Source organism: Serratia sp. (in: enterobacteria) (assembly GCF_052400455.1).
Taxonomy (GTDB): Bacteria; Pseudomonadota; Gammaproteobacteria; order Enterobacterales; family Enterobacteriaceae; genus Serratia; species Serratia ureilytica.
In genome coordinates this window covers 692787-716570 of the sequence record NZ_CP185812.1, presented here as the reverse complement: position 1 = coordinate 716570, position 23784 = coordinate 692787, and the positions used below count along the sequence as shown (strand labels likewise).

The following is a 23784-nucleotide window of genomic DNA, read 5'->3' as shown; positions in this document are numbered from 1 at the left end:
GTTTGCGCGGTATGCCTGTGGACGAAGTTCGGAGCTGACTCAGCCGATCACCCATAAGAAACCCGCGCTACTGCGCGGGTTTTTTTTGCCCGCTTAGCGTGAAATCAACACGATAAGGAATGCACCGATGAGCCAACAAGTCATTATTTTCGATACCACGCTGCGTGATGGCGAACAGGCATTGCAGGCCAGCCTGAGCGTAAAAGAGAAGATTCAGATTGCGCTGGCGCTGGAAAGAATGGGCGTTGACGTGATGGAAGTCGGCTTCCCGGTCTCTTCGCCGGGCGATTTCGAATCGGTGCAAACCATCGCTCGCCAGATCAAGAACAGTCGCGTCTGCGGCCTGGCCCGCTGCGTGGACAAAGACATCGACGTGGCCGCCGAAGCGTTGCGCGTCGCTGAAGCGTTCCGTATCCACGTGTTTCTGGCCACCTCCACCCTGCACATCGAATCGAAGCTGAAGCGCTCGTTCGACGAAGTGTTGGAGATGGCAGTACGCTCGGTCAAACGCGCCCGCAACTATACCGACGACGTGGAATTCTCCTGCGAAGACGCCGGCCGCACGCCAATCGACAATCTGTGCCGCGTGGTCGAAGCCGCCATCAACGCCGGCGCCACCACCATCAATATTCCGGACACCGTCGGCTACACCACGCCAAACCAGTTCGGCGGCATCATCACCACCTTGTATGACCGCGTGCCGAACATCGACAAAGCCATCATCTCCGTACACTGCCACGACGATTTGGGCATGGCGGTCGGCAACTCCATTGCCGCGGTCCAGGCCGGCGCCCGTCAGGTGGAAGGCACCCTGAACGGCATCGGTGAGCGCGCCGGCAACTGTTCGCTGGAAGAAGTGATCATGGCGATTAAGGTGCGCCAGGACATCATGAACGTGCACACCAACATCAATCATCAGGAAATCTTCCGCACCAGCCAGATCGTCAGCCAGCTGTGCAACATGCCGATCCCGGCCAACAAGGCGATCGTCGGCGCCAACGCCTTCGCCCACTCCTCCGGCATTCACCAGGACGGCGTGCTGAAGAACCGCGAAAACTACGAAATCATGACCCCACAGTCGATCGGCCTGAAAGACGTGCAGTTGAACCTGACTTCCCGCTCCGGCCGCGCGGCGGTGAAACACCGCATGGAAGAGATGGGCTACCAGGAGCAGGACTACAACCTGGATACCCTGTACGCCGCCTTCCTGAAGCTGGCCGACAAAAAAGGCCAGGTGTTCGACTATGACCTGGAGGCGCTGGCCTTCATCAACAAACAACAGGAAGAACCGGAACACTTCAGCCTGGGTTACTTCAGCGTGCAGTCCGGCAGCAGCATCATGGCCACCGCCTCGGTGAAACTGATCTGCGGCGGCGAAGAGAAAGCCGAAGCCGCCACCGGCAACGGCCCGGTCGATGCGGTCTATCAGGCGATCAATCGCATCACCGATTACCCGATCGAACTGGTGAAGTACCAGTTGACCGCCAAAGGCCATGGGCGCGATGCGCTGGGCCAGGTGGATATCGTCGTCTCTTATAACGGCCGTCGTTTCCATGGCGTGGGTCTGGCGACCGACATCGTCGAATCCTCCGCCAAGGCGATGGTGCACGTGTTGAACAATATTTGGCGCTCACAGCAGGTAGAAAAAGAAAAGCAGCGCCTGCAGCAAAACAAACATCAAAATAATCAGGAAACGGTGTGAACATGACGAAGACTTATCACATTGCCGTCTTGCCCGGAGACGGCATCGGCCCGGAAGTAATGGCTCAGGCGCGCAAAGTGTTGGACGCGGTGCGTCAACGCTTTGACATTCGCATCACCACCGCCGAGTACGACGTCGGCGGCATCGCCATCGATCGCCACGGCAGCCCGCTGCCGCCGGCGACCGTCGCCGGCTGCGAGCAGGCCGACGCCATCCTGTTCGGATCGGTAGGCGGCCCGAAATGGGAACACCTGCCGCCGGCCGAGCAGCCGGAACGCGGCGCGCTGTTGCCGCTGCGCAAGCACTTCAAGCTGTTCAGCAACCTGCGCCCGGCACGCCTGTATCAAGGGCTGGAGGCATTCTGCCCGCTGCGCGCCGACATCGCCGCCCGCGGCTTCGACATTCTGTGCGTGCGCGAACTGACCGGCGGCATCTACTTCGGCCAGCCAAAGGGCCGCGAAGGCCAGGGCATGCAGGAGCGCGCTTTCGATACCGAGGTGTATCACCGTTTCGAGATTGAACGCATCGCGCGCATCGCCTTCGAATCCGCCCGCAAGCGCCGTAACAAGGTGACGTCGATCGACAAGGCCAACGTGCTGCAGAGTTCCATCCTGTGGCGTGAGGTGGTCAATCAGGTCGCCAAGGATTACCCGGACGTGTCGCTGTCGCACATGTATATCGACAACGCCACCATGCAGCTGATCAAGGATCCGTCCCAGTTCGACGTGCTGCTGTGCTCCAACCTGTTCGGCGACATCCTGTCCGACGAATGCGCGATGATCACCGGCTCGATGGGCATGTTGCCGTCCGCCAGCCTGAACGAGCAAGGCTTCGGCCTGTACGAACCGGCGGGCGGTTCCGCGCCGGATATTGCAGGCAAAGGCATCGCCAACCCGATTGCGCAGATCCTGTCCGCCACCCTGCTGCTGCGTTACAGCCTGGGCGCCGATGAAGCGGCCGACGCCGTGGAGCGCGCCATCAACCAGGCGTTGGAACAGGGCTACCGCACCGCCGATCTGGCCGGTGACGGCAAAGCCGTCAGCACCGATGAAATGGGCGACATCATCGCTCGCTTTGTAGCTCAGGGGGCATAACATGGCCAAGACCTTATACCAGAAGCTGTACGACGCCCACGTGGTGCACGAAGCGCCGAACGAAACGCCGTTGCTGTATATCGACCGTCACCTGGTGCACGAAGTCACGTCGCCGCAGGCGTTCGACGGCCTGCGCGCCATGGGCCGCAAGGTGCGCCAGCCCGGCAAAACCTTCGCCACCATGGATCACAACGTGTCGACCCAGACTAAAGACATCAACGCCAGCGGCGAAATGGCGCGCATCCAGATGCAGGAGCTGATCAAGAACTGCGCGGAATTCGGCGTTTCGCTGTATGACCTGAATCACCCGTTCCAGGGCATCGTACACGTGATCGGGCCTGAGCAAGGCATGACGCTGCCGGGCATGACCATCGTCTGCGGCGATTCGCACACCGCCACCCACGGCGCTTTCGGCTCGCTGGCGTTCGGCATCGGCACCTCCGAGGTGGAACACGTGCTGGCGACCCAGACCCTGAAGCAGGGCCGCGCCAAGACCATGAAGATTGAAGTCACCGGCGACGCCGCCGAGGGCATTACCGCCAAAGACATCGTGCTGGCGGTGATCGGCAAAACCGGCAGCGCCGGCGGCACCGGCCACGTGGTGGAGTTCTGCGGCAAGGCAATCGAAGCGTTGAGCATGGAAGGCCGCATGACCCTGTGCAACATGGCGATCGAAATGGGTGCCAAGGCCGGGTTGGTCGCACCGGACGACACCACCTTCGCCTACCTGAAAGGGCGCCAGTTCGCACCAACCGGCGAAAACTGGGAGCAGGCGGTCGCCTATTGGCGCACGCTGAAGTCCGATGCCGACGCCCAATTCGATACCGTGGTGACGCTGCACGCCGAAGAGATCGCGCCGCAGGTCACCTGGGGCACCAACCCCGGCCAGGTGATCGCCGTCAATCAGGCGATCCCGGCGCCGGAATCGTTCAGCGATCCGGTCGAGCGCGCCTCTGCGGAAAAAGCCTTGGCCTACATGGATTTGAAACCGGGCATCAAATTGACCGACGTGCCGATCGATAAAGTCTTCATCGGCTCCTGCACCAACTCACGCATCGAAGATCTGCGCGCGGCGGCAGCGATCGCCAAGGGGCGCAAGGTCGCCAGCGGCGTGCAGGCCATCGTGGTGCCGGGATCCGGCCCGGTGAAGGCCCAAGCGGAAGCCGAAGGGTTGGACAAAATCTTTATCGAAGCCGGTTTCGAATGGCGTTTGCCGGGTTGCTCGATGTGCCTGGCGATGAACAACGACCGCCTGAATCCGGGTGAGCGTTGCGCATCCACCAGCAACCGTAACTTCGAAGGGCGTCAGGGCCGCGGTGGGCGTACCCACCTGGTCAGCCCGGCGATGGCCGCTGCGGCCGCCGTCGCCGGTCACTTCGCCGACATCCGTGATATTCACTAAGGGGCTAACGTGGCTAAATTTACTCAACATACCGGCTTAGTGGTGCCTTTGGATGCGGCCAACGTCGACACCGACGCCATTATTCCCAAGCAGTTTTTACAGAAGGTGACCCGTACCGGTTTCGGCCAGCACCTGTTCAACGACTGGCGCTTCCTCGACGATGCCGGCCAGCAACCCAACCCGGAGTTCGTGCTGAACAAACCGCGCTATAAAGGCGCCAGCATCCTGTTGGCGCGGGAGAACTTCGGCTGCGGCTCCTCGCGCGAACACGCCCCTTGGGCGCTGACCGACTACGGTTTCAAAGTGGTGATCGCGCCGAGCTTCGCCGATATCTTCTACGGCAACTCGTTTAACAACCAGCTGTTGCCGGTCACGCTGAGCGAGCAGCAGGTGGATGAGCTGTTCAAACTGGTTGACGCCAATGAAGGTACGGAGTTCGTGGTGGATCTGGAGAACCAGACGGTCAACGCCGGTGGCAAAAGCTATCCGTTCGAAATAGACAGCTTCCGCCGCCACTGCATGATCAACGGGCTGGACAGCATCGGCCTGACGCTGCAGCATGAAGCGGACATCTCCCGCTACGAAGCGCAGCAGCCGGCGTTTCTGAATTAATCCCCTTCACCCGCCGCCCGGCGGGTGAATTTTTTCCTCACCAGTAGCCCAGCAGCTTCCACCATGCGCCGCCGATCACTATCCAGATCAGTAGGTTAACCACGCTCATCACCAACCCCGCTTTCCACCACTCCCCCAACGTCACATAGCCGGAGCCAAAGATGATCGGCGCGGTGCCGGTCCCGTAATGCGTCAGCGACATCATCAGCGAAGAAGAGAACGCCAGGATCAGGCCCAGCAGCGCCGGCGGCGCGCCGAGCGCGATGCCGGCAGCGAAGAAGGCGGCGAACATCGCCGTTACGTGTGCGGTGGTGCTGGCGAAGAAATAGTGAGAATACAGATAAATGATGGTCAGCAAGATCGTGCCGCCCACCCAGCTCATGCCCATATGGTCGATGCCGTTGCCGACGGTCTGCGACAGCCAGCCGATCAGCCCCAGCTTGCCGAGGAAACTGGCCATCATCACCAGCGCCGAGAACCACACGACGGTATCCCAGGCCCCTTTATGCTTCAGCACATCCTCCCAGCTCAGCACCCCGGTAGCCAGCAGCACCGCCAGGCCGATCAACGCCGCGGTGGTTGGATTGACCGCCAGCGCCGGGCCGAAAATCATCGCCGGAATGCCGGCCCACAGCACCAACAGCAGCGCGAACACCGCGAGAGTAATTTTCTCCGGCAGCGTCACCGGCCCCAGCGCCTGCAGCTTTTCGCAGGCGAAACGCGGCGCGTCCGGGGTGCTTTTCACCTCCGGCGGGTACAGCAGATAAATGACCAGCGGCATCACGATCAGCGAACACAGCCCCGGCACCAGGGCGGCGATCGCCCACATCGACCAGGACAGTTCGAAGCTGCCGTGGGTGCCTTTGGCGATCAGGCTGACAATCAGCGGGTTAGGCGCCGTGGCGGTGATAAACATCGCCGAGGTGACCGGGTTAATGTTGTAGTTCACCAGCGACAGATAGCGGCCGATCTTGCCGGAGGTATTGAGCTCGGGTTTGGAACCAAAGCTGTCGGCGATCGATTTCATGATCGGGTGAATGATGCCGCCGCCGCGCGCGGTGTTGCTCGGCGTCACCGGCGCCAGGGTGGTTTCCGCCAACGTCAATGCGTAGGCGATGCCGAGCGTTTTTTTACCGAACAGCGAGATAAAGTAGTAACCGATGCGCGCGCCCAGCCCGGTTTTGTTCAGGCTGAGGGAGATCATGATAGAAAAGCCGATCAGCCAGATCAGCTGGTTGGAAAAACCGCTGAGCGCGTCGTCCAGCGCGGCGCCCGGCTTGCCGGGGTTGGTGACGCCGGTCACCGCCACCAGGGCGATGGCGATCACCGAGACCGCGCCGATCGGCATCGCCTTGCCGATGATGGCGATGATGGTGCCGATAAACAGCGCCAGCAGCTGCCAGGCGTTGGGCGCAACGCCCTCCGGCACGGGAATGAGGAACCAGATGATCAGCGTGGCGGCAAGGGCGCACAGGGAAGGAAGCGGTTTGAGCGGTGTGAGTTTATCCATAACGTTCCCACTGTTCTAAACAACAAGGCGGCATCTCAATAGCGAGACGGGCGTGGACGCAACGATCGCGCTCCATATGCCTTCAGCTTGGGCGTCCGCTTCAGCCTTCTCAATGACTTGCATCAAGAATGCCGTCGTTTGACCTCACACTTCACGCACTTTGGCGCTCATCCAGAGCGCCGCCAGCGCCAGCAGCGCCGCCATCCAATACACCGAACCATGACCGAGGTTCTCCACCAGCGCGCCCTGCAGCACCCCGGCCAGGATCACCCCGGTCGAGATGCTGTTGGTGAACAGCGTGGTGGCGGCGCCCGGTCGGCCCGGCATCAAATCTTGAAAATAGAGCATGCCGATACCGGCGACGATGCCGATAAACACCGCGTTGAGCAGCTGCAATGCGATCAGGGTCGGCTTGGTCGCCAGCACCGTCAGCCCGAGGTAAAACAGCACGCCCGCCGCCACCGCCAGCAGCATCATGTTGCGCTTGCCGAAACGTTTGACGTAGTAACCGGCCAGCAGCATCGCCGGGATCTCCAGCCCGGCAGCGGTGCCCATCAGCACCCCGGCCAGCCCCTCAGGCAGGCCGAGATCGGCGGTAATATACAGCGGCATGTCGATGATATACATGGTGTTGCAGGTCCACATCAGCATCGAGGCGATAAACAGCAGACGCACGTCGCGATTGCGCCAGGCGCTGGCGGGCGCAATCGGCGCGGAAGCGCCGTCCCGCAGCCCGTCGCCGTCCGCCGCGCGCGGCACCGAAGGCAGCATGAACCCGACCAGCAGCACGCAGATAGCGAAGGTGGCGGCGGCGATCAGGAACATCACGGTAAAGCCGTAATTCAGCGCCAGCGCAAACGACAGCGGCGGGCCTATCACCCACGCCAGCGAAAGCTGGGCGCGCATCACCGAACTGAACATCACCACTTCACGCGCCTCGCTGTCGGCGTATTCCCGCGCCAGCGCGAAGATCTGCGGCATGGCGGTGTTGGCAACGGCGGACATCAACACCCCGGCGGTGATCAGCGTCATGTAGTCGCGGTTGAAAGCGAACAGCAGGCAGTTGCCGACCGCCATCAGGCAGCACAGCAGGATCAGCCTGCGCCGATCGCCGCGGGTGTCGGAACGTTTGGCCAGCAGGAAGCTGACGACGATGCCGGCCACCGCGTTGGCGGTGTAAAACAACCCGACCCACAGCGGCCGCACCTTAACTTCGGTGGTCAGAAACAGGCTCAGCGTCGGCGTCAGCAACGCGCCGGCGATGCCGGAGAGAAAAGCGATCAGCAGGAAGGCGGCAAAGATGGGGTTGATGCGCAGTGATAACCGTCTCAGGCGTTCCATATCCTCTTCCCTGATCCCAAAGCAGAAGCAAAAACCTTAGGCCACGGCGAGGAAAATGCAAGTCCATCGCCCTAACCGCAAATAAAAAAACCAGTGGGGCGACCCACTGGCTGGTGAAACAGCACCATTACTCAGAAACTTTTATGCCGCAGCGCCTTACAGGTGCTCGCGATACTGCTTGTCGCTCATCTCTTTGATATCCCATTGCGTCAGGTGCGCCAATATTGCCAGCCGCGCCTGCTCGGGCACCACGTTCAGCCAGTCAGCGTGCTGCCGACGCACCGCGCTGAAATAGCGCTGATAGAACGATTTGGATAAGAAAGCTTTCATGATTACGCCCTCCCCTTTCATTGATGAAAATTATCGGCGTAATATAGGGAAAGAAAAATTGACGAGTTGAGACAGGAGTGTTCCTCTTTTATGTCCACGTCCAGATTGCAGCAGCAGTTCATCCGTCTGTGGCAGCGCTGCCACGGTGAAACCACCGACACCACGCTGCAGGCGCTGGCGGAGGCGCTGAGCTGCTCGCGGCGCCACGTGCGCTCCCTGTTGAGCGCCATGCAGCGGGAGGGCTGGCTCACCTGGCAGGCGGAGTCGGGACGCGGCAAGCGTTCGCGGCTAACCTTTCATTACACCGGCCTGGCGCTGCAGCAACAGCGGGCCGAGGAGCTGCTGGAGCAGGATCGCATCGATCAGTTGGTGCAGCTGGTGGGCGACAAAAACGTGGTGCGCCAAATGCTGCTGTCGCAGCTGGGGCGCAGCTTCCGTCAGGGGAAACATATCCTGCGGGTGCTCTACTATCGGCAGTTGTACAACCTGCTGCCCGGCTCGGCGCTGCGGCGTTCCGAGACCCATTTGGCGCGTCAGATCTTCAACGGCCTGACGCGCATAAATGAGGAAAACGGGGAACTCGAATCCGATCTGTCCCACCATTGGCAGGCGCTGACGCCGCTGCACTGGCGGTTTTACCTGCGCCCGGCGATCCATTTTCATCATGGCCGCGAGCTGGAGATGGCGGACGTCATCAGCTCGCTTTCGCGTCTGACCTCACAACCGCTGTTCTCGCATATCGAAAGCGTCACCTCGCCGACGCCGTTCGTTGTCGACGTGCATCTGCACAGCCCCGATCACTGGCTGCCCTGGCTGCTGGGCAGCGTGCACGCCATGATCCTGCCGCGCGAATGGCGCGATCTGCCGGACTTCACCCGCCATCCGATCGGCACCGGCCCCTACCGCGTGGTGCGCAACCTTCCCAGCCAGATGAAGATCCACGCCTTCGACGACTATTTCGGCTACCGGGCGCTGATCGATGAGGTCAACATCTGGGTGCTGCCGGAGTTCTCCGAAGAACTGGTGCACTCCGGCGTACAGCTGCAGGGCGATGAAACCGGCAACAGCGAGCTGGAAAGCCGGCTGGAAGAAGGCTGCTACTTCCTGCTGTTCGATCAGCGCTCTCCCTTGGCGGCCGATCCCGCCATGCGCAGCTGGCTGTGCGAATTGATCAACCCCATTTCGCTGCTGAGCCACGCCGGGCCGCTCTACCAGCGCTATTGGTCGCCGGCGTACGGCCTGCTGCCGCGCTGGCACCACAACCGCGCGCTGGCGCAGCAGCCCAAACCGGCGGGGCTGACCGAACTGACGCTGACTCACTTCAATGAGCATTCGGAGTTCCACGCCATCCGCCAGGCGATCGAGCCGCTGCTGGCGCAGCACGGCATCCGACTGATCGTGCAAAGCGTGGATTACGCGACCTGGCACCAGGGCGACGCGCGCAGCGATCTGTGGCTCGGCAGCGCCAACTTCTATCTGCCGCTGGAGTTTTCGCTGTTCGCCACGCTGTACGAGCTGCCGCTGATGCAACATTGCATGAGCGAGGACCTGGCGCAGGATGCGGCGCTGTGGCGCGCCAACCGTCTGCCGCTGGCGGAGTTCTGCCAGCGCCTGGTCAGCAATCACCAACTGCATCCGCTGTTCCACCACTGGCTGCAGCTGCACGGCCAGCGCAGCATGCGCGGCGTGCGAATGAACACCCTCGGCTGGTTCGACTTCAAGTCAGCCTGGTTTGCCCCGCCGGAGGCATAAGCGCCTTTCGCCCGGGTCGGTTAATCTTTACAATAGCGCCGTCTCAACGGGGTGCGGAGAGTCGGGCCGCGTGATAAGCCCGATTTTCCGCTGAGAGCACACCCGTCGAACCTGATCCGGTCAATACCGGCGGAGGGATTTGAGCCCAGCGAACCGGCGACGCCGCCTCGCCCCCTCAGATGCCCTTGCCCCCTTATTTTTCAGGAGTGCAACGTGGTCAAAAAATATCTGCCCTGCTTATTGCTGCTGTGCGCCGCGCCGGTGTTCGCCAAGCCGACGCTGACGGTTTACACCTACGATTCCTTCGCCGCCGACTGGGGCCCAGGCCCGGCGGTGAAAGAAGCCTTCGAAGCCGAGTGCGACTGTGAGCTGAAGTTCGTGGCGCTGGAAGACGGCGTCTCACTGCTGAACCGCCTGCGCATGGAAGGCAAGAACAGCGCCGCCGACGTGGTGCTGGGGCTGGACAACAACCTGCTGCAGGCGGCGCAGCAAACCGGCCTGTTCGCGCCGAGCGGCGTGGACACCGCCAAACTGACGGTGCCGGGCGGCTGGCAGGACGCGACCTTCGTGCCTTACGACTACGGGTATTTCGCCTTCGTCTACGACAAGGAAAAACTGAAGAACCCGCCGAAAAGCCTGCAGGAGCTGGTCAGCAGCGATCGTGACTGGAAGGTGATCTACGAAGATCCGCGCACCAGCACGCCGGGCCTCGGCCTGCTGCTGTGGATGCAAAAAGTGTATGGCAACAAGGCGCCGGCCGCCTGGCAGCAGTTGGCGAAAAAGACCGTGACCGTCACCAAAGGCTGGAGCGAAGCCTACGGCCTGTTCCTGAAAGGCGAAGGCGATCTGGTGCTCAGCTACACCACCTCCCCCGCCTATCATCTGATCGCCGAGAAAAAAGACCGCTACGCCGCCGCCACGTTCAGCGAAGGCCACTACCTGCAGGTGGAAGTGGCCGGCAAACTGAAGGCCGCCAAACAGCCTGAGCTGGCGGAGCGTTTCATGCAGTTCATGGTGACGCCGGCATTCCAGAACACCATCCCGACCGGCAACTGGATGTACCCGGTGATCAACACCCCGCTGCCCGTCGGCTTTGAACAGATGAACGTGCCGCATACCGCGCTGCAATACAGCGCCGAAGAGGTGGCCACACAACGCGGCGGCTGGATCCGGGCATGGCAAACCGCCGTCAGCCGCTGATCCCCCGCTGGCTCTGGCCGGGGCTGCTGGCCGCCGGCATGATCCTGCTGCTCGCCGCGCTGGCGATGGGCTCGCTGTGGCGTCACGCGCCGGACAGCGACTGGCGCGGCCTGTGGCAGGACAGCTACCTGTGGCACGTGGTGCGCTTCACTTTCCTGCAGGCGCTGCTGTCGGCGCTGATTTCGGTGCTGCCCGCCATTCTGCTGGCGCGCGCGCTCTACCGGCGTCGTTTCCCCGGCCGGCAGCTGCTGCTGCGGCTGTGCGCCATGACGCTGGTGCTGCCGGTGCTGGTGGCGGTGTTCGGCCTGCTCAGCGTCTATGGGCGCCAGGGCTGGCTGGCGACGCTGTGCGGCTGGCTGGGCGTCGAGTATGATTTCTCGCCCTACGGGCTGCAGGGCATTCTGCTGGCGCACCTGTTCTTTAACCTGCCGCTGGCCACCCGCCTGTTGTTGCAAGCGCTGGAGAATATTCCGGTGGAACAGCGCCAGCTGGCCGCCCAGCTGGGCATGAACGGCTGGCAGCAGTTCCGCTTCGTCGAATGGCCGGCGCTGTGCCGCCAAATCCTGCCGAGCGGCGCGCTGATCTTCATGCTGTGCTTCGCCAGCTTCGCCACCGTGCTGTCACTGGGCGGCGGGCCGCAGGCCACCACCATCGAGCTGGCGATCTACCAGGCGCTGAGTTACGACTACGATCTGGGCCGCGCCGCCTGCTGGCGCTGATCCAACTGGGCTGTTGTCTGGGGCTGGTGCTGATCAGCCAACGCCTGAGCCAGGCATTGCCGGTAGGGCATACCCACGCCCAGCGCTGGCGCAACCCGGAAGACAGCCTGTGGCGGCGCATCAGCGATTTTCTGCTGATCGCCGCCGCGCTGTTGCTGCTGCTGCCGCCTCTGCTGGCGGTGATCGCCGACGGCGCCAATCAGGCTATCATCAGCGTGCTGCGCCAGCCGGTGCTGTGGCAGGCGCTGTTCACGTCGCTGCGCATCGCCCTTGGCGCCGGAGCGCTGTGCGTGGCGCTCACGATGATGCTGCTGTGGAGCAGCCGCGAGCTGAAACTGCGGCAGCAGCTGCGCGGCGGCCAGGCGCTGGAGCTGAGCGGCATGGTGATCCTGGCGATGCCGGGCATCGTGCTGGCCACCGGGTTCTTCCTGCTGCTGAACGATACGATCGGGTTGCCGCAGTCGCCCTATGCGCTGGTGATCCTCACCAATGCGCTGATGGCGGTGCCCTATGCGCTGAAGGTGTTGGAGAACCCGATGCGCGACCTCGCCGAACGTTACAACCCGCTGTGCCTGTCGCTGGATATCCGCGGCTGGCGACGGCTGCGGCTGATTGAACTGCGCGCCCTGCGCCGCTCGCTGGCGCAGGCGCTGGCCTTCGCCTGCGTGCTGTCGATCGGCGATTTCGGCGTGGTCGCCTTGTTTGGCAACGAGCATTTCCGTACCCTGCCTTTTTACCTGTATCAGCAGATTGGCGCCTACCGCAGCCAGGACGGGGCGGTGACCGCGCTGCTGTTGCTGCTGCTGTGCTTCCTGCTGTTTACCCTGATTGAACGCTTACCGGGCCGCCATGCTGACGCTTGAAAAACTGACCTATCTGTATGAACACCTGCCGATGCGCTTTGATCTGCGCATCCAGCCGGGCGAGCGCGTCGCGGTGCTCGGCCCCAGCGGCGCCGGTAAAAGCACCCTGCTGAGCCTGATCGCCGGTTTTCTGCCGGCGGCCAGCGGCCGGCTGCTGCTGAACGGCGAAGACCACACCGCCACGCCGCCGGCCAAACGGCCGGTGTCGATGCTGTTTCAGGAAAACAACCTGTTCGCTCACCTGACGGTGGCGCAGAACATCGGGTTGGGGTTGGATCCCGGTCTGCGCTTGACTGCGCAGCAACGTCAACAGCGAGAACACATCGCCCGTCAGGTCGGCCTGGAAGAACACCTGGATCGCCTGCCGTCGCAGCTTTCCGGCGGTCAGCGTCAGCGCGCCGCGCTGGCGCGCTGTTTGATTCGCCGGCGGCCGATCCTGCTGCTCGACGAACCCTTCTCGGCGCTCGATCCGGCGCTGCGCAACGAGATGCTGCAACTGCTGCAGACGGTGTGCGAACAGCGCGACCTGACGCTGCTGATGGTGTCGCACAACCTCGACGACGCCGCGCGCATCGCGCCGCGCACGCTGTTGGTGGTCGACGGCCGCATCTACTACGACGGCCCGACGCAGGCCCTGCTGGACGGCAGCGCCCCCGAAGCGCGCGTGCTGGGCATTTCGGGTAAAGCGTGATCTGACGCGCGTTTTTTATGCTGCGCCAATAAACCTGTTGTGCGAATTTTGCGCCTGTGTTTTTATAAAAACCTGACTTTTTTTACTGATGATAAGGTTCCCTGTGATCGCATCCTCGCTGACTTCGACCCTACTAGTTACCGCGCTACCAGCCGCGGTGGTCGTCGTGCGTGTGGTGGTGGTCGTCGGCAATGCGCCGTAGGGTCCGAATCAACGCATCGATTCCCAAACCCCGCCGGCGCAAACCGGGCGGGGTTTCTTGTTTTAGCACCCTGCCCAGAAAAGCTCACCGGCCTTGAGAAAGGACAGGAACATGGCAACTTCGGGCACGCCTCAACCGGGCACCAGTTTCACCGGCGCACAATTGATCGTTCATCTGCTGGAGCGTCAGGGCATCACCACCGTCGCCGGCATCCCTGGCGGCGCCGCGCTGCCGCTGTATGACGCGCTGAGCCAAAGCACCCGCATTCACCACGTGCTGGCGCGCCACGAACAGGGCGCGGGCTTTATGGCGCAAGGCATGGCGCGCGCCAACGGCAAAGCGGCGGTGTGCATCGCCTCCAGCGGGCCGGGCGCCACCAACCTGGTCACCGCCATCGCCGACGCCAAGCTCGACTCCATTCCGCTGGTGTGCATCACCGGGCAGGTGCCTTCCTCGATGATCGGCACCGACGCCTTCCAGGAAGTGGACACCTACGGCATTTCTATCCCGATCACCAAGCACAACCATCTGGTGCGCGATATCCGCGAGCTGCCGCAGGTGATTGGCGACGCGTTCCGCATCGCCGAGTCCGGCCGCCCCGGCCCGGTCTGGATCGATGTGCCGAAAGACGTGCAGACCGCCACCATCACCCTGGAAGAGTTGCCGCCGATCGCCGTGCCGGACGCCGCCCCGAGCTTCGATCCGGCGCTGGTTTCGCAGGCCGCCGCGATGATCAATCAGGCGAAACGCCCGATCCTCTACCTGGGCGGCGGCATCATCTGCGCCGACGCTCACCGGCAGGCGCTGGAGCTGGCCGAGCGCGCCGGTCTGCCCACCACCATGACGCTGATGGCGCTGGGCGCGATGCCGGTGGAACACCCGCTGTCGCTGGGCATGCTGGGCATGCACGCCGCGCGCAGCACCAACTTCATTCTGCAGGAGGCCGATCTGCTGATCGTGCTGGGCGCGCGCTTCGACGATCGGGCAATCGGTAAAACCGAGCAGTTCTGCCCTAACGCCGCCATCATTCACGTGGATATCGACCGCGCCGAGCTGGGCAAGGTCAAACAGGCCAACGTGGCGATCCATGCCGACGTCGGCCAGGTGCTGCAACAGCTGCTGCCGCAGATCGACACGCAGCCGCGCAGCGCGTGGCTGAACACCGTCAACGATCTGAAGCGCGAATTCCCGTTCAACATGCCGAACGCCGACGATCCGCTGAGCCATTACGGCCTGGTGCTGGCCGCCGCGCGCTGCGTGGACGACAGCGCCATCATCACCACCGACGTGGGTCAGCATCAGATGTGGGTAGCGCAGGCCTATCCGCTGAGCCGGCCGCGCCAGTGGCTGACGTCGGGCGGCCTGGGCACCATGGGCTTCGGTCTGCCGGCGGCGATCGGCGCGGCGTTGGCGGAGCCCGAACGTAAAGTGCTGTGCTTCTCCGGCGATGGCAGCCTGATGATGAACATTCAGGAAATGGCCACCGCGGTCGAGCACGATCTGGACGTGAAAATCATTTTGATGAACAACCAGGCGCTGGGGCTGGTGCACCAGCAACAAACCCTGTTCTACCAACAGCGCATCTTCGCCGCCGCCTATCCGAAGCGTACCGACTTCCTGAAAATCGCCGCCGGATTCGGGCTGGATACCTGCGATCTGAACGCCGCGGAAGATCCGCAGGCCGCGCTGACTGAGGCGATCCAGCGCCCGGGCCCCTGCCTGATCCACGCGCTGATCGATATCAATGAAAAAGTGTTCCCGATGGTGCCGCCGGGCGCCGCCAACATCGACATGATTGGAGAATAAGCCATGCTGCAACCACAAGATAAACCACAGGTGATCCTGGAGCTGGCGGTGCGCAATCATCCCGGCGTGATGTCGCACGTTTGCGGGCTGTTCGCCCGCCGCGCGTTCAACGTCGAAGGCATTCTGTGTCTGCCGTTGAAAGACGGCCAACAGAGCCGCATTTGGCTATTGGTCGCCGACGATCAGCGGCTGGAACAAATGATAAGCCAGGTGGAAAAGCTGGAAGACGTGCTGCGGGTGAAGCGCCACAGCGAAGACGTGCGGGTATTTGAACAGCTGGAAGCGTTCTTCCAGTAAGGCGAACGGGGGCTAATGCCCCCGCAATCATTGCCCGGACAGCACCTGCCACAACAGATGCCGGTACACCGGCATCAGCGGCTGTTGGCTCAGCAAATAGCCGACCGCCAACGCCGCCAGCCAACTCAATCCGCACACCACGCGCAGCCGCAGCGGCGTCAGCCAACGGCTCAGCCGATCGGCGCTGCGCTTGCCCTCGCGCCACCAGCGCCAGCTTAGCCACACCGCCAGCCAGACCAGCATCGCCGCCGCGAGCAACAGCCACTTGAACGTCGCGCTGTTGGCGTCGGCGGGGATATCGATCGCCACCCCCGCCAGAATGCCGGGGAAGAAATAGACCGGCGGCCAGGTCAGGCAACCGATGATATTCGGCAGCGCGAACTTGTACGGCGGCAAATCGAGCATGCCGGCCACCATCGGCACCAGCGGGCGCGTCGGGCCAACGAAGCGGCCGATCAAAATGGTCGCCATGCTGTGCTGGTGCAAGGCATGTTCGGTTTTGTCGAGCAGCGCTTTGTTCTTCTTCAGAAACGACCAGCGATGCAAAGGCCCCTTAAAGGCGCGGCCGACGAAATAGGAGATCCAATCGCCGAGCAGGCAGCCGACGATGCCCGCCGCCCAGGCGTAGTAAAAATCCACCTTGCCGCTGCCGATCAGCGCGCCGATGCTGGCCATCATCACCGTGCCGGGCAACAGCAGCCCCACCAGCGCCAACGACTCCAGAAAAGCGACCAGCAGAACGACCATCAGAGTGAAAGCCAGTGACTGGGTGATCAAATCTTGTAAATAGGCTTCCATTACACCTCTGTGGATTATTCGGGCCAAACGGGGCCGAGGATTTTCCAGCGCCGCCGCTGGCGAGTCAATCGATGAATTGTATGCGTATTTGGCAACGCCGCACGGCGATGGACAATTACTGTATAAAAACCCATACTGTAATTTATCTATATTAGCGCCAAAACCGACATCACGCTGAACGTCGCACACGCCGCCCGGCGGAAAACGAAGGGGTTATGACAGCACTGCAACAGGGGTTCCTGCTCACTCGCCACTGGCGCGACACGCCCGCCGGCACCGAGGTCGAATTTTGGCTGGCGACCGACGCGGGCCCGCGCCAGCTGCGTCTGCCGCCGCAAACCTCGGTGGCGTTTATCCCCGCCGAACAAAGGCAGCGCGCGGAACTGCTGCTGCGAGAAGAGCGGCAAGTCGAACTGAAACCGCTGGCGCTGACGGATTTTCATCACCGCCCGATGCTGGGGCTGTACTGCCGCCAGCACCGTCAGCTCATCAAGCTGGAAAAACTGCTGCGGGAAGGCGGCGTTGCGGTCTACGAGGCCGACATTCGCCCGCCCGAGCGCTACCTGATGGAACGCTTCATCACCGCGCCGGTATGGTTCAACGGCCAGGGCGACGGCAATGGGCCGTTGCTCAGCGGCCAGATGAAGCCGGCGCCGGACTATCGCCCAACGCTAAAACTGGTGTCGCTGGATATCGAAACCACCGCCCACGGCGAGCTTTACTCCATCGCGCTGGAAGGCTGCGGCCAGCGGCAGGTCTACATGCTGGGGCCGGCCAACGGCGGCGATGAGCCGCTGGATTTCGATCTGGAATACTGCGCCAGCCGCCCTCAACTGCTGGAACGGCTGAACGCATGGCTGGAGCGTCACGATCCCGACGCCATCATCGGCTGGAACCTGGTGCAGTTCGATCTGCGGGTACTGCAAAAGCACGCCGAACGCTACCAAATCCCGCTGCGGCTGGGGCGCGCCGGCAACTTGCTGGAATGGCGCGAGCATGGTTTCAAGCAGAATCACTTTTTCGCCGCCGCCGCCGGCCGCCTGATCATCGACGGCATCGAGGCGCTGAAATCCGCCACCTGGAATTTTCCCTACTTCAGCCTGGAATACGTTTCGCAGGAACTGCTGGGCGAAGGCAAGGCGATCGACAACCCTTATCAGCGCATGGCGGAGATCGACCGGCGCTTCGCCGAAGACAAGCCGGCGCTGGCCCGCTACAACCTGAAAGACTGCGAGCTGGTGACGCGGATTTTCGCCAAGGCCGACCTGCTCAACTTCCTGCTGGAGCGCGCCACCGTCACCGGGCTGGCGGCCGATCGCAGCGGCGGATCGGTAGCGGCCTTCAGCCATCTCTATATGCCGCGTATGCATCGCCTGGGCTTTGTCGCCCCCAACCTCGGCGAACAGCCGGAGGAACACAGCCCCGGCGGCTTTGTGATGGATTCCCGGCCCGGCCTGTACGACTCGGTGCTGGTGCTGGACTATAAAAGTCTGTACCCGTCGATCATCCGCACCTTCTTGATCGATCCGGTCGGGTTGGTGGAAGGCATGCGCCACCCAAACGACGCCGACTCGGTGCCCGGCTTTCGCAACGCCCGCTTCTCGCGCAGCAAACACTGTCTGCCGGCGATCGTCGAGCAGATCTGGCAAGGGCGCGAGGCCGCCAAACGCCAGCACAACAAGCCCCTGTCGCAGGCGTTGAAGATCATCATGAACGCACTTTACGGCGTGCTGGGATCGAGCGGCTGCCGCTTCTTCGATCCGCGGCTGGCGTCGTCGATCACCCTGCGCGGCCACGAGATCATGCGCCAAACCCGCGAGCTGATCGAAGCCGAAGGCTATCAGGTGATTTACGGCGACACCGACTCCACCTTCGTCTGGCTGAAACAGCCGCATGACGAGCAACAGGCGGCGCAGATCGGCCGGGCGCTGGTGCAACGGGTCAACGCCTGGTGGCAGCAGCATCTGCAGCAGCAGTTCGGGCTGGAGAACGCGCTGGAGCTGGAGTTCGAAACCCACTATTCCCGCTTCCTGATGCCGACCATTCGCGGCGCCGAGCAGGGCAGCAAGAAACGCTACGCCGGCCTGATCGCGCGCGCCGACGGCCAGGAAGAGATGGTGTACAAAGGCCTGGAAACGGTGCGCACCGACTGGACGCCGCTGGCGCAGCAGTTCCAGCAGCAGCTCTATCAGCGCATCTTCAAACAACAGCCCTACCAGGACTATGTGCGCGACTACGTCGGCAAAACCCTGAACGGCGACTTCGACGATCAATTGGTGTACCGCAAACGGCTGCGCAGAAAGCTCGACGACTATCAGCGCAATGTGCCGCCGCACGCCCGCGCCGCGCGCATCGCCGACGACTACAACCGCAGTCAGGGGCGGCCGCTGCAGTATCAGAACGGCGGCTGGATCAGCTACGTGATGACCGTCGCCGGGCCGGAACCGCTGGAAACCCGCCATTCGCCCATCGATTATCAGCACTACCTCGAACGTCAGCTGCAACCGGTGGCAGACGCTATACTCCCTTTTTTGCACGACGACTTCACCACGCTGGTCACCGGGCAGATGGGGCTGTTTTGAGATTGCGCCAGGTTAAGAAAAATCATCCGGTTTTGCAGGTGACGAACGCGCCGCCTTCCATTACCATAGCGCCCTTCCCAAAACTGAACCACGCTTAGCCCTGCCGTCTCGCGACGTCTGCATGGCGTGAACGGCTATTGCCCGTCAAATTTAAAACAAACCGGGATTAACCGATGTTCAGTACAGGTGCCGCGGCCCTTCCCGCCCGGTAACAAGACTTACTTACAAAGAATCGAGCCGACAATATATGCCTTTTACTCTTGGTCAACGCTGGATCAGCGACACGGAAAGCGAATTAGGACTGGGCACCGTCGTGGCGCTGGATGCGCGCATGATTACCCTGCTTTTCCCCGCCACCGGTGAAAACCGCCTCTATGCCAGAAACGATTCGCCGATCACCCGCGTGATGTTCAACCCGGGCGATACCGTCAGCAGCCACGAGGGATGGCAGCTGCAGGTGGAAGAGGTGAAAGAGGAAAACGGTCTGTTGACCTATATCGGCACCCGCCTGGACACCCAGGAAAGCGGCGTGGCGATGCGCGAAGTGCTGCTGGACAGCAAACTGACCTTCAGCAAGCCACAGGATCGCCTGTTCGCCGGCCAAATCGACCGCATGGATCGTTTCGCGCTGCGTTTTCGCGCCCGCAAATACCAGAGCGAGCAGTATCGCCTGCCGTTCGCCGGCCTGCGCGGCATGCGCGCCAGCCTGATCCCGCACCAGCTGCACATCGCTCATGAAGTCGGCCAGCGCCATGCGCCGCGCGTTCTGTTGGCGGACGAAGTCGGCCTCGGCAAAACCATCGAAGCCGGCATGATCATCCACCAGCAACTGCTGGCGGGCCGCGCCGAGCGCGTGCTGATCGTGGTGCCGGAAACGCTGCAGCACCAGTGGCTGGTGGAGATGATGCGCCGCTTCAACCTCTACTTCTCGCTGTTCGACGACAGCCGCTACGCCGAAGCCAAGCTCGACAGCAGCAACCCGTTCGAGACCGAACAGCTGGTGATCTGCTCGCTGGACTTCGTGCGCCGCAACAAGCAGCGCCTGGAAGAGCTGGCGGACGCCCAGTGGGATCTGCTGGTGGTCGATGAAGCGCACCACCTGGCCTGGAGCGAAGAAGCGCCGAGCCGCGAATATCAGGTGATCGAACAGCTGGCCGAGCATATCCCCGGCGTGCTGCTGCTGACCGCCACCCCGGAACAGCTGGGCCAACAGAGCCACTTTGCGCGCCTGCGCCTGCTCGATCCGAACCGTTTCCACGACTACGGCGAGTTCGTCGCCGAACAGCAGAAATACCGTCCGGTGGCCGACGCCGTCACCCTGCTGCTGAGCGGTGAACGCCTGGCCGACGACAAGCTGAACCTGCTGGGCGAGCTGATCGACGAGCAGGACATCGAACCGCTGCTCAAAGCGGCCAACAGCGAAGGCGGCAACGCCGAGCAGGCGCGCCAGGAGCTGGTGGCCATGCTGATGGATCGCCACGGCACCAGCCGCGTGCTGTTCCGCAACACCCGCAACGGCGTGAAGGGCTTCCCGCACCGCAACCTGCACCAGATCAAGCTGCCGTTGCCAACCCAGTATCAGACCGCGATCAAAGTGTCCGGCATCATGGGCGCCAAGAAATCCGTCGAAGCGCGCGCGCGCGACATGCTGTATCCGGAGCAGATCTACCAGGAATTCGAAGGCGAAAACGCCACCTGGTGGAACTTCGACCCGCGCGTCGAATGGTTGCTGGATTACCTGCTGGCCAACCGCAACGAAAAAGTGCTGGTGATCTGCGCCAAGGCCGATACTGCGCTGCAGCTGGAGCAGGTGCTGCGCGAGCGTGAAGCGATCCGCGCCGCGGTGTTCCACGAAGGGCTGTCGATCATCGAGCGCGACCGCGCCGCCGCCTACTTCGCCTCCGAAGAGGAAGGCGCGCAGGTGCTGCTGTGTTCCGAGATCGGTTCCGAAGGCCGCAACTTCCAGTTCGCCAGCCAACTGGTGATGTTCGATTTGCCGTTCAACCCGGATCTGCTGGAGCAGCGTATCGGCCGTCTGGACCGTATCGGCCAGATGCACGATATCCAGATCATGGTGCCTTACCTGGAGCACACCGCACAGGCGGTGCTGGGCCGCTGGTTCCACGAAGGGCTCGACGCCTTCGAACACACCTGCCCGACCGGCCGCACCATCTACGACAGCTGCTACGAGCAGTTGATCGGCTATCTGGCCGCGCCGACCGAGCAGGAAGGCCTGGACGAATTCATCCACGCCTGCCGCCAACAGCATGACCAGTTGAAAGCGCAGCTGGAACAAGGCCGCGACCGTCTGCTGGAGATGCACTCCAACGGCGGCGACAAAGCCCAGGCGCTGGCCGCCGCCATCGCCGAGCAAGATAACGACGTCAACCTGGTGGGCTTCGCGCTTAACCTGTTCGACATCGTCGGCATCAATCAGGAAGATCGCAGCGACAACCTGATCGTGCTCACGCCGTCCGACCATATGTTGGTGCCGGACTTCCCGGGCCTGCCGCAGGACGGCTGCACCGTCACCTTCGATCGCGATCAGGCGCTGTCGCGCGAAGACGCGCAGTTCGTCAGCTGGGAACACCCGATCATCCGCAACGGTCTGGATCTTATCCTGTCCGGCGATACCGGCAGTTGTGCGGTGTCCCTGTTGAAAAACAAAGCGTTGCCGGTCGGCACCTTGCTGGTTGAGCTGGTGTACGTGGTGGAAGCCCAGGCGCCGAAGCACCTGCAGCTGACCCGCTTCCTGCCGCCGACGCCGATCCGCATGCTGATGGACCGCAAGGGCACCAACCTGGCGGCGCAGGTCGAGTTCGAAAGCTTCAACCGCCAGTTGAACGCGGTCAACCGCCACACCTCCAGCAAGCTGGTCAACGCCGTGCAGCAAGACGTGCACGCCATGCTGCAGCAGGCGGAAAGCCTGGTGGAAGCGCAGGCTCGCACGCTTATCGAACAGGCGAAGCAAGAGGCGGACGACAAGCTGAGCGCCGAGCTGGCGCGTCTGGAAGCGCTGAAGGCGGTCAACCCGAACATCCGCGACGACGAAGTCGAGACGCTGGAGTTCAACCGCCGTCAGGTGCTGGCCAACCTCAATGAAGCCGGCTGGCGTCTCGACGCCATTCGTCTGGTGGTGGTCACCCACCAGTAACCGGCGCGACGCGGGGAGGTGGTTGCCTCCCCGTTCGGCCCTTTTCGCGGAGCCAAGATGGAACCCTACAATCCCCCGCAGGACCCGCTGCACATCCTGTATCAGGATGAACACATCATGGTGGTCAACAAGCCCAGCGGCTTGCTGTCGGTGCCCGGCCGCGCGCCGGAAAACAAAGACAGCCTGATGACCCGCATTCAGGCCGATCATCCGGCCGCCGAATCGGTGCACCGGCTGGATATGGCCACCAGCGGGGTGATCGTGGTGGCGCTCAACAAGGCCGCCGAGCGTGAGCTGAAGCGTCAGTTTCGCGAACGCGAACCGAAGAAATCCTATATCGCCCGCGTTTGGGGGCATATGGCGCATGACGAAGGGTTGGTGGATTTGCCGCTGATCTGCGACTGGCCGAACCGGCCGCTGCAAAAGGTGTGTTTTGACACCGGCAAAGCGGCGCAGACGGAATATCTGGTGCTGTCGCGCGACGCCGACGGCAGCACCCGCGTGAAGCTGACGCCGATCACCGGCCGCTCGCACCAGCTGCGGGTGCACATGCTGGCGCTGGGACACCCGATCCTCGGCGACGGTTTCTACGCCCCGCCGGAAGCCAAAGCGATGGCGCCGCGGCTGCAGCTGCATGCGCAAGAGCTGCGCATCACCCACCCCGCCTTCCAGACGCCGATGCACTTTCGCGCCGAGCCGGATTTCTGAGCTCATCACCCTGAGATACCCTAAATAATTCGAGTTGCAGGAAGGCGGCAACTAAGCGCAGCCCCGGGAGCGTACAAAAAGTACGTGACCGGGGTAAGCGCGGGCAGCCAACACACCTGCAGCTCGAAGTATGACGGGTATCGTTATTTAAAACCTTTCTCGCGTTTGATCAGGTCGTACGCCGCCTGGATCTCCTGCGCTTTCTGCTTGGCCATTTCCATCATCTCCTGCGGCAAGCCTTTCGCCACCAGCTTATCCGGATGGTGTTCGCTCATCAGCTTGCGGTAGGCGCGTTTGATGGTGGCGGCATCGTCGCTGCTGCGCACGCCGAGCACCTTGCACGCATCGTCGAGCGTCGGGCCGCGCTGAGCCTGCTGATAGCCGCCCTGCGAATACCCGCCCTGCTGACCGCCGCCGAACTGACGCCCGCCCTCCATCATGCTGAGGAACTGATCGAACTGCGCGCGCGAAATGCCCAGCTCTTCGGCGATGACATACAGCACCTGACGTTCGTTCGGGTGCAGCGAGCCGTCGGCGAACGCCGCCTGAATCTGAATTTCCAGAAACATCCGAATCAGATCGAAGCGGCCGAAACAGATGCTGCGGAACTGCTGCAGCGTCTCACGCAGCGGGAACTGGCTCTGTTTGCCCTCGCGGAACGCCTGCTGCGCCGCAGTGCGGGCTTCGCCGTGCAGCTGCAGGCGATCCATGAACAGGCTGGCGATCTGGATATCCGCCTCGGTGACGCGTCCTTTGGATTTGGTCAGGTGGCCCATAACCTGAAAAGTGGTGCGGAAAAACAGCGTTTGCCGCGTTTGCTGGTCGGTGAAAAACCCCCGGCTGCGCTTGTTGCTGCGCGCCGTATCGATCATATGACCGATAATCAGCCCCAGAACTACACCCCAGAATCCCGCGCCAGACCAGATGGCGACGATGACGCCGAGCAGTTTTCCCCAATACTGCATATACTCCTCAATTATCATGCCGAAAGCCGCCCGCTTTCCTCCGTTTCAGGAAAGGG

18 protein-coding genes, 1 pseudogene and 1 riboswitch are annotated in these 23784 nt (G+C 62.4%); of the genes and pseudogenes, 14 read left to right on the top strand and 5 right to left on the bottom strand.

All coding sequences use genetic code 11. The annotated features are described in order from the left end of the window. Positions 1 to 127: 127 nt before the first annotated feature. From leuA to leuD, 4 genes are read left to right on the top strand one after another with little or no spacing between them, the layout of a single operon-like run. Positions 128 to 1702: a 2-isopropylmalate synthase gene (gene leuA / locus ACORQT_RS03345; RefSeq protein ID WP_033641848.1), complete on the top strand. Its 1575-nt coding sequence runs from the start codon at positions 128 to 130 to the stop codon at positions 1700 to 1702. Between the two features lie 2 nt (positions 1703 to 1704). Further along, entirely contained in the window at positions 1705 to 2796 is a 1092-nt protein-coding gene (leuB, locus tag ACORQT_RS03340; RefSeq protein WP_060440781.1) for a 3-isopropylmalate dehydrogenase, read from the top strand. 1 nt (position 2797) lies between these two features. Next, positions 2798 to 4198: a 3-isopropylmalate dehydratase large subunit gene (gene leuC / locus ACORQT_RS03335; RefSeq protein WP_048232639.1), complete on the top strand. Its 1401-nt coding sequence runs from the start codon at positions 2798 to 2800 to the stop codon at positions 4196 to 4198. Positions 4199 to 4207: 9 nt separating this feature from the next. Continuing rightward, positions 4208 to 4810: a 3-isopropylmalate dehydratase small subunit gene (gene leuD / locus ACORQT_RS03330; protein WP_025159634.1), complete on the top strand. Its 603-nt coding sequence runs from the start codon at positions 4208 to 4210 to the stop codon at positions 4808 to 4810. 37 nt (positions 4811 to 4847) lie between these two features. Here leuD and ACORQT_RS03325 read toward each other — a convergent pair whose 3' ends face one another. The 3 genes from ACORQT_RS03325 to sgrT form a co-directional block, all read right to left on the bottom strand. After that, a complete protein-coding gene (locus tag ACORQT_RS03325) occupies positions 4848 to 6320 on the bottom strand; it encodes a DASS family sodium-coupled anion symporter (RefSeq protein WP_033641846.1) in 1473 nt (490 codons plus the stop codon). A gap of 144 nt (positions 6321 to 6464) precedes the next feature. Continuing rightward, positions 6465 to 7661 carry an MFS transporter gene (locus ACORQT_RS03320; RefSeq protein WP_042783681.1) on the bottom strand — a complete coding sequence of 399 codons (1197 nt, stop codon included), beginning with the start codon at positions 7659 to 7661 and terminating at the stop codon, positions 6465 to 6467. Positions 7662 to 7817: 156 nt separating this feature from the next. Then, positions 7818 to 7991, bottom strand: a complete 174-nt coding sequence (sgrT, locus tag ACORQT_RS03315; protein ID WP_071845093.1) for a glucose uptake inhibitor SgrT — start codon at positions 7989 to 7991, stop codon at positions 7818 to 7820. Positions 7992 to 8081: 90 nt separating this feature from the next. On the opposite strand from sgrT, the gene sgrR reads away from it, so the two are divergent. The 7 genes and pseudogenes from sgrR to ilvN all read left to right on the top strand — a co-directional run bounded on the left by sgrR (position 8082) and on the right by ilvN (position 15521). After that, positions 8082 to 9743 (top strand): HTH-type transcriptional regulator SgrR, encoded by a 1662-nt coding sequence (gene sgrR / locus ACORQT_RS03310; RefSeq protein WP_047025197.1) that lies wholly within the window; start codon positions 8082 to 8084, stop codon positions 9741 to 9743. Between the two features lie 37 nt (positions 9744 to 9780). Continuing rightward, a riboswitch (TPP riboswitch) is annotated at positions 9781 to 9899 on the top strand. 57 nt (positions 9900 to 9956) lie between these two features. Continuing rightward, the gene (thiB, locus tag ACORQT_RS03305) at positions 9957 to 10943 is read left to right on the top strand and encodes a thiamine ABC transporter substrate binding subunit (protein WP_164057662.1); all 987 of its coding nucleotides are present in this window, start codon (positions 9957 to 9959) and stop codon (positions 10941 to 10943) included. Beyond that, positions 10919 to 12525: pseudogene (gene thiP / locus ACORQT_RS03300) on the top strand (thiamine/thiamine pyrophosphate ABC transporter permease ThiP). Before thiB ends, thiP begins: the two are co-directional and overlap by 25 nt. Beyond that, complete coding sequence (gene thiQ, locus ACORQT_RS03295; protein WP_047025195.1) at positions 12512 to 13216, top strand: thiamine ABC transporter ATP-binding protein ThiQ; 705 nt, start codon at positions 12512 to 12514, stop codon at positions 13214 to 13216. The pseudogene thiP and the gene thiQ overlap by 14 nt, the downstream one beginning before the upstream one ends. An 88-nt stretch (positions 13217 to 13304) precedes the next feature. Next, positions 13305 to 13418, top strand: a complete 114-nt coding sequence (ivbL, locus tag ACORQT_RS03290; RefSeq protein WP_154747116.1) for an ilvB operon leader peptide IvbL — start codon at positions 13305 to 13307, stop codon at positions 13416 to 13418. A 111-nt stretch (positions 13419 to 13529) separates the two neighbouring features. Next, on the top strand, positions 13530 to 15224 hold the full coding sequence (gene ilvB / locus ACORQT_RS03285) for an acetolactate synthase large subunit (protein ID WP_164057660.1): 1695 nt from the start codon (positions 13530 to 13532) through the stop codon (positions 15222 to 15224). 3 nt (positions 15225 to 15227) lie between these two features. Next, complete coding sequence (gene ilvN / locus ACORQT_RS03280; protein ID WP_033641839.1) at positions 15228 to 15521, top strand: acetolactate synthase small subunit; 294 nt, start codon at positions 15228 to 15230, stop codon at positions 15519 to 15521. A gap of 27 nt (positions 15522 to 15548) precedes the next feature. On the opposite strand, the gene ACORQT_RS03275 is transcribed toward ilvN, so the two are convergent. Beyond that, a complete protein-coding gene (locus tag ACORQT_RS03275; RefSeq protein WP_164057659.1) occupies positions 15549 to 16319 on the bottom strand; it encodes a DedA family protein in 771 nt (256 codons plus the stop codon). 215 nt (positions 16320 to 16534) lie between these two features. On the opposite strand from ACORQT_RS03275, the gene ACORQT_RS03270 reads away from it, so the two are divergent. The 3 genes from ACORQT_RS03270 to rluA all read left to right on the top strand — a co-directional run bounded on the left by ACORQT_RS03270 (position 16535) and on the right by rluA (position 22763). Beyond that, positions 16535 to 18901, top strand: coding sequence for a DNA polymerase II (locus ACORQT_RS03270; RefSeq protein WP_164057658.1), 2367 nt, complete (start codon positions 16535 to 16537; stop codon positions 18899 to 18901). 247 nt (positions 18902 to 19148) lie between these two features. Next, on the top strand, positions 19149 to 22055 hold the full coding sequence (rapA, locus tag ACORQT_RS03265) for an RNA polymerase-associated protein RapA (protein ID WP_164057657.1): 2907 nt from the start codon (positions 19149 to 19151) through the stop codon (positions 22053 to 22055). Between the two features lie 57 nt (positions 22056 to 22112). Further along, a complete protein-coding gene (rluA, locus tag ACORQT_RS03260; protein WP_033641835.1) occupies positions 22113 to 22763 on the top strand; it encodes a bifunctional tRNA pseudouridine(32) synthase/23S rRNA pseudouridine(746) synthase RluA in 651 nt (216 codons plus the stop codon). 143 nt (positions 22764 to 22906) lie between these two features. On the opposite strand, the gene djlA is transcribed toward rluA, so the two are convergent. Next, positions 22907 to 23728, bottom strand: a complete 822-nt coding sequence (gene djlA / locus ACORQT_RS03255; protein ID WP_444859317.1) for a co-chaperone DjlA — start codon at positions 23726 to 23728, stop codon at positions 22907 to 22909. Between the last annotated feature and the right edge of the window lie 56 nt (positions 23729 to 23784).